Genomic DNA, 13,461 nt, shown 5'->3' with positions numbered 1-13,461 from the left:
TGCGAACGCGCGTGAGCGCGGCGTACCGACTATTGCTTTGCTTGGCTGTTTCCTTCCCAGCCGCCACCCAACGCCTGGTAGAGCGCCACGGTATCGGTATAGCGGGTGGTCACGGCCTGGACCCGGGTGTTTACCGCCTGCTGATAGGCCTGTTCGGCGCTGAGCAGCGCCAGCGCATTGACGGCGCCCATCTGCAATTGTTGCTCAGTAAGATCGCGAGTCTTGCGCGTGGCGGTTTCCGCCTGGACGGCGGCGGCGAGTGCCTTGCTGTCTTCGTCGAGTGCGTAAAGCGTGTCGGCGATGTTCTGGAAGGCGGTCAGTACCACGTTGCGGTATTGGGCCTTGCTCTGATCCAGCGCTGCTTCCGCCGCGCGTTGATGATGCTTCAATGCGCCGAAGTCGAACAGTGTTTGCGACACCGTACCGGTGAGATTCCAGAATACGTTGTCATCGGCGAACATGCGGCTGAATTGCGTGGAGCTGCCGCCGAACTGGCCCGAGATCGAAAGTTGCGGCAAGCGATTGGCCACGGCGATGCCGACTTGCGCGCTGGACGCATGCACCTGGGCTTCGGCTGCCAGCACGTCCGGGCGCTGGCGGATGATTTGCGCCGGCAGGCTTAGCGGCAAGGTCGGCGGTAGATGCAGTGCTTGCAAGTCGAGATCGGCGTTGCCAGCTTGCGACGGCGGTTCGCCGGTAAGCACCGCGAGCAAGTCGCGTGTCTGTTCGAGCTGCTTCTGCAGTGCGGGTAGATTTTGCTGGGCCTGCGCGAGTGCGGCGGCCTGGGTTGCGACATCCAAGGCTGTTGCACCACCCAATACGGCTTGTTGCTGCAGGATGGACAGAGCGCGCGCATCGGCCTGGATCGTGGCGCGGGCCGCCTCGATCTGCGCGTGCAGGCCGGCTTCCTGTACGGCTGCGTTAACCACATTGGCGGCCAGGGTAAGATACGTCGCGTCCAACTGATAGCGCTGCATATCGGCCTGCGCGCTCAGCGATTCAACCGTGCGGCGATTGAGTCCGAACACGTCCGCCACATAACCCACGGTCAATTGCGTCGTATGCAAGGTGTAGTAGGTTTGCCCGGAGCTGAGCGTGGGCGAGATGGTGCCTACCGCATTGCGGTTGCGCGAGGGCGAGTAGCTGGCTTGCAGGGTAGGAAAGAAGCTGGCGCGCTGGGCGGCGACATCTTCCCTCGCTTGACGAAGCGCAGCTTGCGCGGCGTCGACCGAAGGATTGTGCGCCAGTGCGCGCTGCACCAGATCGTTCAAGGCGGGGGACTCGAACGCGCGCCACCAGTCGCGTGAAGCCGCTTCGCCTTGCAGGAATCGCTGCGCGTCGTGTGTTGCGGCAGCGCCGATCGCCGTAGGCGTGGGGGCTCGCGTGAAGCTATCCGGCGACGGCGCACTGGGGCGATGGTAATCAGGGCCGACTGCGCAGCCGGCGCAAAGGGCGGCTATCACGAACATGCTCAGGCTACGCAGGCAAATAGGCATGCGAGTCTTCATGTCGCACCTCCTTCCTCGCCCGCGAGCTGCCGCCGTCGCGCACGGCGCGCCTGTGACCATTCCACCACGATCACCTGCAAGGCAGGCGCCACGATCAGCAGCATGATCGGTCCCAACAGCATGCCCCCCACCACGACCGTGGCGAGCGGACGTTGCACCTGGCTGCCGATACCGTGCGAAATGGCAGCAGGAAACAGGCCAATACAGGCCGAGAACGCCGTCATCAGCATGGGACGCATGCGCTGTTCCGCGGCCAGGTACATCGCCTCCATCGGCGTTCTGCCCTCGAACAGCAGGTGATTGAAATAGGTGATGACGAGAATGCCGTTCATTACCGAAACGCCGAACAGCGACACGAAGCCGATGGCGGCCGACACGCTCAGGTTAAGACCCGACAAGTACAGCGCGATGATGCCGCCGGCAATGGAGAACGGAATCGACGCCAGCGTAAGCAAGCTGTCGCGCATGGAGTTGAACAGGGTGAAGAGCAGGGCCAGGATCAAACCTATGGCAATCGGTAGCACCACGGCCATGCGTTGTTTCGCTTGCTGCATATCGGAGAACTCGCCGGCCCATGCCAGGTGGTAACCGCTGGGCAGCTTCACATGCTTGGCAATGCGCTGCTGTGCCTCTTCCACAGTACTGCCTAGATCTCGGCCACGTACGCTGAATTTCACCGGGATATAGCGCTCATTGCGTTCGTGGTAGATGTAGGAAGCGCCAGTGTCCAGCGAGATGCTCGCCACTTCACGCAACGGTACGTACGCAGTGTTCCCAGCTGAATTGGTATAGCCAACCATGACATTGCCGATGGCGTCGATGCTGGTGCGGTATTGCGGCGACAGGCGCACCATCAGCGCAAATTGCTTCTCGCCTTCCTGCACCGTCGTTGCCTGCGTGCCGGCCAGAGCAGCCTGCACCACCGCATTGACGTCGCCGGTATTGAGGCCATAGCGTGCGGCTTTGGCCCTGTCGACGGTGATGTTGAGGTTCGGCTGGCCGAGCACGTGGAACACGCCCAGATCCTGCACGCCGCGCACCTGCTCCATTTGATGCATTACTTCGGCGGCGAGCCGTTCCAGTTCGCCCAGATCGGGACCCAGGATCTTCACGGCATTGGCGCCTTTCACGCCGGAAAGCGCCTCTTCCACGTTGTCCTGGATGTATTGCGAGAAGTTGAAGCCCACGCCTGGGAATTCGGCGTTGAATTCCTTTTGCAGCCCGGCAACCAGCTTGGCCTTGCTGTCGCCGGGTGGCCAATCCCCTTCTGGCTTCAACGGCACAAAAAGTTCCACATTGTAGAAGCCGGCTGCATCGCTGCCGTCATCTGGACGGCCGTGTTGCGATACCACGGTGATGACTTCCGGATGCGTCTTGATGATATGCCGCATGCGGTCGACCATCTTCATGCCGGCCTCCAACGAAATGGTCGGCGGCATGCTGGCGCGGATCCACAGGTTGCCTTCTTCCAGCGAGGGTAGGAATTCGGTGCCGATGCGCGGCAATAGCATCGCCGCCACCAGCAGGAAGCCTAGCCCAAGTCCCACGGTGAGTTTGCGTCGCTGCAAAGCCCATCGCAGTATCGGTGAGTACACGTGGCGAATGGCGCGCACGAAGATGGTCTCGACTTCTTTTACTTGCTTGGGCAACAGCAACGAGGCGAGCACTGGCGTAACCGTGAAAGTGGCGATAAGCGCACCGGACAAGGCATACGCGTACGTCCGCGCCATTGGATTGAAGATCTGACCTTCAACGCCTTGCATGGTGAACAAGGGAATGAACGCTGCTACCGTGATAGCGGAGGAGAACAGCACCGCGCGATCCACCTGCATCGCACTGACATAGAGCATGCGGATGCGGTCGGTCCAGCCATGACTGCCGGGGCCGACGGGGCCGGCGCCGCCACGGCTTTCGGCGTAGTAGTGCAGCAGTTCCCGGCGCTCATGCTCGCCTTTCTGCAGATTGCGGAAGATGTTCTCGATCATGATCACCGCCGAATCGACGATGATGCCGAAGTCCACGGCGCCTACCGAAAGCAGGTTGGCCGAATCGCCGCACAGTACCAGGATGATGATGCTGAAGAACAGGGCGATCGGAATGTTCGCACTCACGATCAGCGCGCTGCGCAAGTCGCCCAGGAAGACCCACTGGATCAGAAACACCAGCAGGCAGCCGAAGATCAGATTGTGCAGCACGGTATGCGTGGTGACGCCCACGAGGGTGGATCGGTCGTAGAACGGCACCACCTTCACCCCCGGCGGCAGGGTGCCGTCGTGATTGAGCCGATCCACTTCGGCCTGCACGCGCGCGACCACTTCACTGGTGCGCTCAGTGGGATTCATAACGACGATGCCGGTTACCACGTCGCTTTGATCGTCGCGACCGGCTTTGCCCAGGCGCGGTGCCGCGCCGACGGTGACGTCGGCAACGTTTTTTACCAGCACAGGCGTGCCGTTGTTCTGCGACAACACCACATGCTCGATGTCGCTGGTATCGGCGATCAGGCCGACGCCGCGCACGTTGACCGATTGCTGGCCGAGGTTGATCGTGCGCCCGCCGACATTGCCGTTGGCGTTGCCAAGTGCGGTGATGACCTGCGGCAGCGTGATCTTGTAGCCTTGCAGCTTCGGCATGTCGACGTCGACATGGTATTCCTTGGTGGTGCCACCCCATGTCACCACTTGGCCCACGCCCGGCACCGACAGCAGGCGGTGCGACACTACCCAATCCTGCAGCGTGCGCAAGTTGGTCAGGCCGTAATGCGGCGGTCCTTCCAACTGGTAGCGAAAGATTTCCCCGACCAGACTGGATGCCTGGATCTGTGGCTGCGTGTTGTTGGGCAGGCTGACATTCTGCTGCAGATTGATCGCGGTGCGCGTATAGGCGAAGTTATAGTCGACGCCGTACTTGAAGGTGACGCGTACGAACGATAATCCGTAGAAGGACGTGGAGCGAATATTGTCCACACCCGGTGTAGTGGCTACGCCAAGTTCCATCGGGCGCGTGTAGAGCCGCTCCATTTCCTCTGCCGACAGCCCCGGCGCCTGCGCGGTGATCTCCAGGATTACCGGCGCCGGGTTCGGATATGCCTCGATGTTGAGCTTGCTGTACGCCATCAGACCTGCAGCGATGAACGCCAGCAAGGCCATCATCACAACGGCACGTCGGGACAGCGCGAAAGCGATGATGCCTCGTAACACGGGTAACGCCTTTTCTATAGCTGAAGGTGTCTAAGAGTGGAAAGCGATGCGCGCGCAATGGCTCAATCGTCATCCGGCTGCTGCACCAGCATGTTGTCGAGGAACAGAGCGCCTTCGCCGGCGACGCGTTCGCCGGCCTTCAGTCCATCGAGAATCTGGTCCATGCCGGCCTGGCGTTTGCCGACTTTTACGGTGCGCTGTTCGAAGCGGCGGCCGTCTTGCGTGACGTACACCATGGTGGTGCCGTCGCCTTCGCGTACTACGCCGTTTTCGGGTACGGCGAGCGAGTGTTCCGCCGTGGCCGTTTGCACGGCGGTGTTGACCAGCATCTGCGGACGCAATACGCGATCCGGATTGGGAATATCCGCGCGCACGACTACGGTGTGCGTGCTCGGATCGACGGCGCTGGCGATGTAACTGACTTCGCCATGCAGTGTGCGCCCCGGCAAAGCCGGAATCGTGACGGTGAGCGGCTGATGCAGCTTCAGCGCCGAAGCGTCATCTTCCGGCATATTCGCCATCATCCACACGCTGGAAAGATCGGCCACGATGAACGGCGTAGGGGCGCCGCCGGGTTGTACCAGGTCGCCTACCGCCAGCGAACGATTGGCGACGATGCCGTCGAACGGACTGAGGATGCGCAGCTCACCCTCCACTTTGCGCGTGGCGAGCAAGCGGTCGATGTCCGCCTCGCTCTTGCCGAACAGCAGCAGGTTTTTGCGTGCCGCGCGATAGCTCGCTTCGGCGGTCTGCTCGTCGGAGATCGCCTGCTCCACGTCTTTTTGTGCGCTGGCCTGGATGGTCAGCATCTTTTGCGCGCGCGCGAGCGTTTTGCGGTTCAGCGCGAGCACACCATCGGCGGCGAGCAGGGCGGACTCGGCTTGCAGCAGATCGGGGCTGTCGATGGTGAACAGCAATTGCCCCTTGCGCACGGGGTCGCCTTCCTCCGCCGCCACGCTCGCCACGCGCCCGGCATACGGACTGGAGACCTGGGCAAGGCGGCCCTGGTCATAGTCGATGTTGCCCACCGCTCGGCGCCAGGTATCGAACGTATGCATGCCCACCTCGATCACCGAAACCTGCTTGGCCTGCGTATCGCTGAGGGTGACGCTGTGCGTGTCGGTACCGGCGTTTGCTGCCGGTGCGGGCGACTGGCGATGGGCGAGCCAGAGATAGCCAAGGCCGGCAAGGATGACAGCGGCGATGGCGAGGCCCAGCATGGGCGCGCGCTTGGAGGGCATGAAACGATCTCGGGAAGGCTTGCGTCCTGGGACCATAGCGGCGGGTAGAGGCGGGGAACAGTTACGATTTGGAAAGGTTGATCGCCGGCTGGGACCCTCTCGCCCGGAAAGCTGGGATTGCTACCCACTACCCACTCACGCCTTCGGCAAAACAATACTTACCTTCAAACCGGGCCGTGCATCTTCCAGCTTCAACTCCCCCCGGTGCAGCGACACCACCGCCGCGACGATGGATAGCCCCAGGCCGTTGCCGCGCTGGCTGCGGCTGTCGTCCACGCGGAAAAAGCGTTCGGTAGCGCGGGGCAGGGCGTCGGGAGGCATGCCTGGGCCGTTGTCCTGCACGACGATGTGGACGAAGTGCTCGTCCTGCCAGACACAGAGGTGGATGCGCGCGCCGCTGCCGGCATACTTGAGCGTATTGTCCAGCAGATTGGCCAGCACGTTGGCGATCAGGTCCCGATCCGCGAGCACCTCAGGGGCGCCGTCAATGTCCAGGCCCAAGCGCATGCCTTGCGCTTCAGCCGCCGGCTGGTAAAGCTCCAGCAAGTCGTCCATCACGGCACGTAGCGGCAATCGTTCGAAGCGTTGCCGCCGCACGCCGGATTCCGCTTCGGCAATTTGCAGCAACTTCTCGAACACGCCGATCAGCGTATCGATTTCATCGATAGCGTAGTGCGCGGTGTGCTGCCATCGCTGCAATTCGCAGGGCGACTGTAGAGTCTCTTCCAGCGCACTGCGAATTCGTCCCAGCGGCGTGCGCAAGTCATGCGCGATGGTGTTGGAAACATTGCGTGCGATATCCATCAGGCGTTGAATGTCATCCAGCATGCGGTTGATGTCACGCGCGATGCTGGCAAGTTCGTCCTTGGCGTGATCGGTGGCGATGCGCCGGCTCAGGTTGCCGCCCGATACGTCATGCGTGGTTTCCTGGATCGAGGCCAGGCGCGCCTGCAATTGCGTGCGAAATAGCGCTGCACCCGCCATAGCGAGCAGCAGGCCGATTGCACCGCCGAGCGCCAATGCACTGAGGATCATCCGTTCGAGCTGGTGCTGTTCCAACAGGTCGCGCCCCACCACCAATAGGCTGCCGTCATCAAAGCGATGCACCAGTAGGCGGCTGGTCGAGTTGCGTCCAAGACGCTGCACTTGGCTTTTCGTCAGCGTGTCGTTTGCGTAAAGCAGCGTCGGCCATGCGGTGAGATTGCCGATCAGTTTGCTGCCGTGCGCATCGAGCAGCAGGTATACCTCGGTCTCCACATCCTTGTCGTCGGTCAGCAGCGTGTGGACGGCTTGCTGCAGCGCGTCGGTTCCGTTGCGTTCGTGAACCTGTTCCAGTTGGTGGGCGATAGCAACTATCTGGCGGTCGGTACTACGCGCCAGCATACCGGCGGTGCCGACATAGAATACGGTGGAGATGATCCCGATCGAGAGCAGGAACAGCAGGCCGTAACCCGCCGCGAGACGGAAAACGATCGAGTGGCGAAGACTAGTCATGGGTGGCTTCGCTGTTGGTCGATTGGACCATATAGCCCACACCGCGCACGGTTTGGATCAGTGTGCATGGAAAGTCGCGATCCACCTTGTTGCGCAGGCGGCTCATCTGCACGTCAATGACATTCGTCTCCGGATCGAAGTGATAACCCCATACTGCCGTAAGCAGCATCTTGCGCGTAACCACCTCGCCCTGGTGGCGCACCAGGTATTCCAGCAACTGGTACTCGCGCGGCTGCAGGACAATAGGTCTGCCCGCACGATAGGCACGGCGCGTGCGCGTATCCACCATTAGGTCGGCCACGTTGAACACTTTCGGATCGCCGGTTAGTGAAGCGCGCCGGCCGAGCGCGTCGACGCGTGCGAGCAGTTCCTCCAGGGCGAAGGGCTTGGTGAGGTAATCATCGCAACCCTCGCGCAGGCCCCGCACGCGCTCGTCGAGGCTGGCCAGCGCGCTGAGCACAAGCACTGGAGTGGAGTCGTTCCGTGCGCGCAGCGTAGCCAGCAGCGTAAGGCCGTCGATACCCCCGGGCAGCATGCGGTCAAGTACGAGCACGTCCCAGGCATGGTTGCCGGCTTGCTGCAATCCGCTGGCGCCATCGCCGCAGAGTGTCACTTCGTGGCCCGCGCGAAGCAGGCCATCGTGAATGAAGCGAGCGGTTTGGGCGTCGTCTTCGATCAGCAGGCAGCGCATACAGGGACCAAGGCAGGTTCGGTATGCCCACTAGCCTATCTCAGGCAAAAAAATACGGGGCCGAAGCCCCGTATCTGTGGTGATGAGTCGGCGCGTGGAATCAATACCGCGGCAGGCTCGTGTCGACCTCGGCCGCCCACGCATCAATACCGCCATCCACGCTATACACCTGGGTAAAACCGTGCGCGGAGAATCGTTCCGCCACGCCGCGGCTGGAAACACCGTGGTGGCACATGAAGGCCAGCGGCGTGTCCTTGGGCAGGTTGGCGAGTGCGGTGTAGCCTTCCTCTTCCAGGATGCGCGCCTGCGACAGCGGTGCGGCGATGGCACGGCCTTGTGCGGGGCGCGTATCGATCAGGGTGATATTGCCGGCAGCGAGGCGGGTTTTGAGTTCCTGCACACTCATCGACTGGATGCCGTTGCCGGCGCCGGGAAACTTCAGGCTCAGGCCTTCGCCCTGCATGGTGGAGACCCAGTCGATCACGACGCCCTTGGCGCGCTGGGCGCTGGCCGGATCGAAATGCACTTCGATGCCGTTGGCGGTGACGACGATGTCGTGGTCGCCGGCGGGGGCAAGCTGGAAGCCGGCACTGTGGTCCGGACCGATTTCCAGATGCAGCGCCATGCCCTGCGCGTTGGCCGTACCGGCGCGGATGGCCTCGGCGGCCTTGTCGGTGATGGTGATTTCCGGCGGTGTGCGATCCGGCGCAGCGGCGCCGAACAACTGGTGCAGTTCGCCGCTGCCGTACATCTGGCGGATGATGTCGGCGCCGCCGACCAGTTCGCCGTCCACGTACAGCTGCGGAATGGTCGGCCAGTTGCCGAACGCCTTGATGCCTTCACGGATCTCGGAATCTTCCAGCACGTTGACCGTGTGGTATTCCGGCAGCAGCTCGTTGAGCGTATTGGCGGCGGCGGCGGAGAAACCGCACATCGGCTGGTAGCGGGTGCCCTTCATGAACAGCACCACGCGGTGGTCTTTCAGCAGGCTTTCGATTCGTTCGCGGGTGGCGGCTTCGAGGGACATGAGGGAGGGGCTCCAGCTTAATGAAGGGGCTAATTGTAGCCCCTCAATATGCTGGCGACGCGCTAGGGATCAAGGCATGCCGATCACGAAGCCGTCATTCCCGCGGAAGCGGGAATCCATCTTCGCCTTTGCACCGGAGCAAAATGGGTTCCCGCGTTCGCGGGAATGACGGCGTCGGGGGCCTCCTCCCCCTCATGCGGCGGGCTGCAGCTCTTCCAGCTCGTGTTTCTTGCGCCGGGCCAGCGGCGCCAGCGCCAGCGCGGCCATGGGCGAGGGCTGCACCAGCTCGCGGCTGGCATGCCCCAGCGCGGTCGGCTGCTCGCTCCAGTGGATCAGCTCCATCGCACCCTGTTCATCTTCGATCAGCGCGGTGCAGTGTTCCACCCAATCGCCATCATTAAGGTAGACCACCCCGTCGATGGTACGCACCTGGCCGTAATGGATGTGGCCGCAGATATGGCCGTCCACGTTGTGCTCGCGCGCACCGGCGGCGACGCGTTCCTCATAGGCGCGGATATACGCCAGCGCCTTGCCGATATGCGATTTCACGATGATCGACAGCGGCAGGTACGGCATTGCCATGCGGCGGCGCCAGGCATTGATGCGGCGGTTGCCCCAGCACACGAAGCGGTGCATCGCCTCGCCCAGATGCAGCATCCAGCTACGGCCGATCTGCTCCGGATCGTATTCGTCGCCGTGGCTGACACGATAGCGGCGGCCATCGGCGCCGACATGGATCGCATTCAGTTCGATGCGCACGCCGCAGATCGACTGACCCACCAGGCCGCGCAGCGCGCAATCGTGGTTGCCGGGGATGTAGATGACCTCGACGCCACGGCGTGCCATATCCAGCACCTCGGCGATCACGGTGCCGTGGTCCGGATGCCACCAGCGGCGGCGGCTCAAGGACTCCAGGTCGATGATGTCGCCCACCAGGTACAGCTGCTCGCACTTCAGGCTCCGCAGGAAATCCAGCAGATAGGCCGCCTTGCAGTCTGGGGTGCCCAGATGGACGTCGGAAATGAAGGCGCTGCGGCAATGAAGGGTGGCCATGGCGTCACTCCCCGGTTGGTTCCCGGGAGCATAGTCTGGCGCTGGAACGTCACCGTGCGATGGCGAAATGGTTGCAAAGAGATTGCCGCGACTCTTTTTTCCGGGAGCGGCGGTGTGCGATAACGCCAGTCGGGAGGGACGATGAGCACATCTGCCGAAACACAGCTCGCCCAATGGCGCCAGGCCGCGCATGTCTGCCTGGGGCAAGGTGATCTGCAGCAGGCCGGGCGGCTGTTTCAGCGTGTGCTGGAGGAGGCGCCCGGCGATCTGGAAGCCTTGCAGGTGCTTGGCGCCGCATACCTGCTGGCGGGAGATTTTTCAGTCGCCGCCCTGATGCTGCGACAGGCCCTGGACCAGGCACCGGAGCTGTTCGTGGAGCGGTTGCGGTTGGGGCTGGCGCTGGAACGGCTGGGCCAGCCGCACGATGCTTTGACCGCCTATTTCGGAGCCTTGCGCACGGCACAACAAGGGGGACGCTGGCTTAGCGATGAAACCACGGCGCCGGGCCTGCGCGAGGCGGTGAAGCACGCCATGCGTTACGTCGATGCTGGACGGCTGGCCTGGTTCCACCGAGTGCTGGAGCCCTTGCAGCAGCGCCATGGCGTGGCCGAGATGCGGCGGGTGGAGCATTGCCTGGAGGTCTATCTGGGCGAGCGCTCCATTCAGACTCCCGATCCGCGCCAGCGGCCCAAGTTTCTTTATTTTCCCGGCATCCCCAGCCAGCCTTACTATCCGCGCGAACGCTTCCCGTGGCACGACGCGTTGGAAGCGGCCACGGACGAAATACGCGAGGAACTGCGCGGTGTGCTCGCGCAGCAGCAAACCCTGGAAGCTTTTCTTGGCCCGCCGCCGCCCGGGCAGTCGCAACAGGCGATGCTGAGTTCGTCAGGACCTCGGCCGGCCGCCTGGGACGCCTATTTTTTTTACCGGCATGGCGAGCGTTATGGCGCAAACGCTGCAGTTTGCCCGCGCACTTCAGCGTTGCTGGACAGCTTGCCGCTGACCCGCATCCGCAACCACGCACCGGAAACGCTGTTCTCCGTGTTGAGCCCGGGCACGCATATCCTTCCGCATACGGGTGTGACCAACGTGCGCCTGGTGACCCATCTGCCACTGATCGTGCCACCCGACTGCGCCCTGCGCGTGGGTGGCCAAACGCATGTCTGGCGGGAAGGTCGCTGCGTCACTTTCGACGATACGTTCGAACACGAAGCCTGGAACCGCAGCGAACTCACGCGCGTAGTGCTGATTCTCGATAGCTGGAATCCGGATCTCACCGAGGCCGAGTGCGCGGCGGTGACCGAGTTGATCGGCGCGATCGGGGATTTCAACGCGGCAAGTGCGTAGGCTGGGATGACAATCCCAGCTTTCCACGCCGCATCCCGATGCTGGGATTGTCATCCCAGCCTACGTATAGCCAAGCCGTTCCATCATGGGCCGCAGTATCGGCAACACCAGTTCGAACTGTTCGCGATAGGCGTGCCATCTGTGCACGGCACGCGAGTGGATGCCCTGCGTCACCTCTGCGTAGCTGGGTGTGCTGATGTAGGTCTTGTTGCGCGCATGTTCGGCGTAGCGCGCCAGCGGGGCGGGATCGTCTAGCTGGAGATAATGCCCCAGCCGCAGAACCTGTTCGTCGAACCGGTTCACTACTGATTCGTAACGCCACTCCAGCACACGCGGCGCAAAAACCTCCGCCTGGCTGAACCAGTGTTCGAACGCTCGCACGTAACCGTGCGCCAGCCGCTGCAGTGAACTGCACAACACCATGAAAGCGGGGGAGCGGAACGATTGCATGTAGCAACTCATCAGCACGTCGCAGGGATGGCGCAGGCACAGGATGATGCGTGCTTCGGGAAACAGCCGCATGATCATCGGCAGGCACAGCATGTTGAGCGGATTCTTGTCGACCAGGCGGCGCGTACCCAGATCAGGCACCACCTTGCGCACCAAGTCGGCATAGACGGTACGCAGTTGGTCGGCTTCCACGTTGGTGAGATCGGCCAGGGCGGCCGGATAGGCCTGGCCGGCCAGGCCCATGCGCTCGGTCAGTTCGTGGAGGAAGGCGCGTTCGTCCATCGCACAGAAATCCGGATGGGCATCCAGCATCTGTTCCAGCAGGGTGGTACCCGAGCGCGGAAAACCGAGCACGAAGACCGGGCTTTGTTCGCTGCGGGGTGATTTCAGTGGTGCCCATCGGTCGTGCTCGACGCGGCTCACGCAAAGATCGGCCATCTTCAATGGCTGGCTGTTCTCGGCCATCAGCTCGGGCACGATGGTGCGCGCGATGGAGAGCTGGGTTTCATGCGCGTGCCGCAAGGCTTGCCATGCAGCGTGATGACGCGCCTGCTTGTCACGCGCGCTCGCCAGCCCGAAGGCGGCCTGGGCGAGGACTTCGGCATCATCGCTTGCCGTCAGGGCGCGCTCGTAGAGTTCGGCGGCGCGTTGGGTATCGCCATGTCGCGTGGCGACGGCGGCATGCGCTAGCCATGCGGCACAGGAAAGCTGGGCATGCTCTGCGGGCAGCTCGTCCAGCGGCAATTGCGTGAGTTCGGCTTGTGCCAGATCGAGCCGGTTGGCACGTTCGTATAGCGCAGCACGCAGCGCCGTTATGCGCTGACGCATCAGGCAAGCCGTGTCATCCTGCGGCAACTGAGCTTGTTCAAGCGCGCGTAGGGCTACATCTGGCCGGCCTAGCGTGGATAGCATGCCTGCCAGGGTCAGTGCCTGCTCCACCGGCTGCGGCGGCCAATTGGCGGCATTTTCGAGCATCGCCTCCTCGCCGGTATTGTCGCCGCAGACGTGACAGGCATGCGCGGCTTGCAGGCGCGCTTCCACGAAGTTGGGCTCAAGTCGCACCGCCTCCAGCAGCGAGTCGCGTGCGGCCAGCCAGTTCTTTTGTTGCAGATGGAGCAGGCCGAGGTTGTAGTGCACGTCGGCGTGTTGCGGAGCGAGCGCAAGCGCGCGCTGCAAGGATTGCGCAGCAGTTTCCATGTCGCCTGCCTCGCGGGCGGCCAGGCCCAGGTTGTTCCAGTACTCGAAGGTGTGAGGCTGCAGTTGCGTCAGCCGGGTGAGCAGCGGCAGAGCTTCGTGAAGACGGTTGCTGGCGCGAAGCGCCAGGGCACGTAGCAGCAGGCAGGTTTCGTCGTCGCTGGAATGCGTTTCGCTTAGGCTGAGCACACGCGCCATGTCGCCCTGGTTGAAGGCGTCAAGCAGGTCGGCTTGCTTGGATTGCGAAGAATGCACG

General features: G+C 62.8%; 9 protein-coding genes. 1 reads left to right on the top strand and 8 read right to left on the bottom strand.

From position 1 onward, the window contains the following. Positions 1-29: 29 nt before the first annotated feature. From QQJ96_RS14240 to QQJ96_RS14210, 7 genes are all read right to left on the bottom strand, one after another. Positions 30-1,508 carry an efflux transporter outer membrane subunit gene (locus tag QQJ96_RS14240; protein WP_284332680.1) on the bottom strand — a complete coding sequence of 493 codons (1,479 nt, stop codon included), beginning with the start codon at positions 1,506-1,508 and terminating at the stop codon, positions 30-32. Then, a complete protein-coding gene (locus QQJ96_RS14235) occupies positions 1,505-4,708 on the bottom strand; it encodes an efflux RND transporter permease subunit (protein ID WP_284332679.1) in 3,204 nt (1,067 codons plus the stop codon). The genes QQJ96_RS14240 and QQJ96_RS14235 overlap by 4 nt, the downstream gene beginning before the upstream one ends. Positions 4,709-4,770: 62 nt before the next feature. Further along, positions 4,771-5,949 (bottom strand): efflux RND transporter periplasmic adaptor subunit, encoded by a 1,179-nt coding sequence (locus tag QQJ96_RS14230; protein WP_284332678.1) that lies wholly within the window; start codon positions 5,947-5,949, stop codon positions 4,771-4,773. A 135-nt stretch (positions 5,950-6,084) separates the two neighbouring features. Further along, complete coding sequence (locus QQJ96_RS14225) at positions 6,085-7,443, bottom strand: sensor histidine kinase (protein WP_284332677.1); 1,359 nt, start codon at positions 7,441-7,443, stop codon at positions 6,085-6,087. Continuing rightward, a complete protein-coding gene (locus QQJ96_RS14220) occupies positions 7,436-8,134 on the bottom strand; it encodes a response regulator transcription factor (protein ID WP_284332676.1) in 699 nt (232 codons plus the stop codon). Before QQJ96_RS14220 ends, QQJ96_RS14225 begins: the two co-directional genes overlap by 8 nt. Positions 8,135-8,234: 100 nt before the next feature. After that, a complete protein-coding gene (grxD, locus tag QQJ96_RS14215) occupies positions 8,235-9,161 on the bottom strand; it encodes a Grx4 family monothiol glutaredoxin (protein WP_284332675.1) in 927 nt (308 codons plus the stop codon). Between the two features lie 192 nt (positions 9,162-9,353). Continuing rightward, positions 9,354-10,214, bottom strand: coding sequence for a UDP-2,3-diacylglucosamine diphosphatase (locus QQJ96_RS14210; protein WP_284332674.1), 861 nt, complete (start codon positions 10,212-10,214; stop codon positions 9,354-9,356). A 141-nt stretch (positions 10,215-10,355) separates the two neighbouring features. Here QQJ96_RS14210 and QQJ96_RS14205 point away from each other — a divergent pair, with 141 nt between their 5' ends. Next, positions 10,356-11,561: an aspartyl/asparaginyl beta-hydroxylase domain-containing protein gene (locus QQJ96_RS14205; protein WP_284332673.1), complete on the top strand. Its 1,206-nt coding sequence runs from the start codon at positions 10,356-10,358 to the stop codon at positions 11,559-11,561. Between the two features lie 60 nt (positions 11,562-11,621). On the opposite strand, the gene QQJ96_RS14200 is transcribed toward QQJ96_RS14205, so the two are convergent. After that, positions 11,622-13,460 carry a tetratricopeptide repeat-containing sulfotransferase family protein gene (locus tag QQJ96_RS14200; RefSeq protein WP_284332672.1) on the bottom strand — a complete coding sequence of 613 codons (1,839 nt, stop codon included), beginning with the start codon at positions 13,458-13,460 and terminating at the stop codon, positions 11,622-11,624. Position 13,461: the final 1 nt, after the last annotated feature.

The organism is Dyella flagellata, assembly GCF_030160275.1.
GTDB lineage: Bacteria > Pseudomonadota > Gammaproteobacteria > Xanthomonadales > Rhodanobacteraceae > Dyella_B > Dyella_B flagellata.
This window is presented reverse-complemented; position numbering and strand designations above follow the sequence as displayed.